Annotated in this window: 1 protein-coding gene; it reads left to right on the top strand. The window is 34.0% G+C overall.

Going from position 1 to position 1,337, the window contains the following annotated elements:
* Nucleotides 1-264: 264 nt before the first annotated feature.
* A partial coding sequence (locus EZH24_RS11965; RefSeq protein WP_153227240.1) for a class I tRNA ligase family protein occupies nucleotides 265-1,337 on the top strand: 1,073 nt, incomplete at its 3' end.

Here is a 1,337-nt window from a genome sequence, read left to right as displayed (position 1 = left end):
TACCCCTTGCGTGCTATTTCTTATTGCGTCATTCTGCAACTGCACACAATGGGCTTCCCACAGGGACGCAGAGCGAAATCCCATTGTTATTAAGAAAAGCATCATTTCAAGTTTAATGCCTTGAAAAAATTCTACTTATAGTATAATATTCATTATCTTAAAATTTAAAATAAAAATTTTAAAATATAAAATTTGCAGAAAAAATATTTAAGAAAAATTATTATAAAAAATATAAAAAATTAAAATTATTAAACGGAGCGAAAAATGGATTACAGTTCCACAATAAACTTACCAAAAACCGATTTTCCAATGAAAGCGGGTTTGAAAGAAAAAGAGCCTAAAATAATAAAAAAATGGGAAGAGGAAAAAATTTATCAAAAATTAAGAGAATTAAGAAAGGAAGCTCCCAAATGTATTTTGCATGACGGTCCGCCTTACGCTAACGGCGATATTCATATAGGAACTGCCTTAAATAAAATAATCAAAGATATTATTATAAGATATAAATCGGCGAGAGGTTTCGATTCTCCTTATATTCCTGGTTGGGATTGTCATGGAATGCCGATAGAATTAAAAGTGCAAGAAAGTTTGGGAGACAAATATAAAGAAACTTCCAAATTTATAATGCGAAAAAAATGCAGAGCCTACGCTCAAAAATATATCGACATTCAAAGAAAACAATTCAAAAGACTCGGAGTAATGGGAGATTGGGAAAATCCTTATTTGACAATGTCGCCAGAATATGAGTCCGAAATTGTCTCCGTATTTTCGCAACTTGTGGAAAGAGGATATATATTTAAAGGTTTAAGAACTATTCATTGGTGTATGCATTGCGAAACGGCGTTGGCTGCGGCGGAAATAGAATATGACGATAATCATGTGTCGAACAGCGTTTATGTTAGGTTTCCCGTTTTAAATAAAATAAACGATAAACTTAACGGCAATGTCGATGTTATGATATGGACAACGACTCCTTGGACTTTGCCTTCGAATATGGCTTGCGCTTTCAATAAAAATTTGGAGTATGCGGCGGTTAAAATAGACGACAGATACGCGATAATAACAACGAGCTTAATTGAAACGGTTTTATCGAAAAATAATTTGAATTTGGAAGGACGAGATATAATTCCAATATCTTTAGACGATATAGAAAAATTGGAAATAGTCCATCCGTTTATAGAAAATAGAAAATCGGCTGTAGTATTTGCCGATTATGTAGAGGCAACCGCTGGAACGGGAATTGTCCACACGGCGCCAGGGCATGGTTTGGAAGATTATCAAACGGGATTAAATTATAATTTGGAAGTTTACTCTCCCGTTGACAGACAAGGAAGATA

The sequence above is a fragment of the Brachyspira catarrhinii genome (assembly GCF_005518285.1).
Classification (GTDB): Bacteria; Spirochaetota; Brachyspiria; order Brachyspirales; family Brachyspiraceae; genus Brachyspira; species Brachyspira catarrhinii.
Note: the sequence above shows the minus strand (reverse complement) of the source record. Positions and strands in the feature narration are given on the sequence as shown.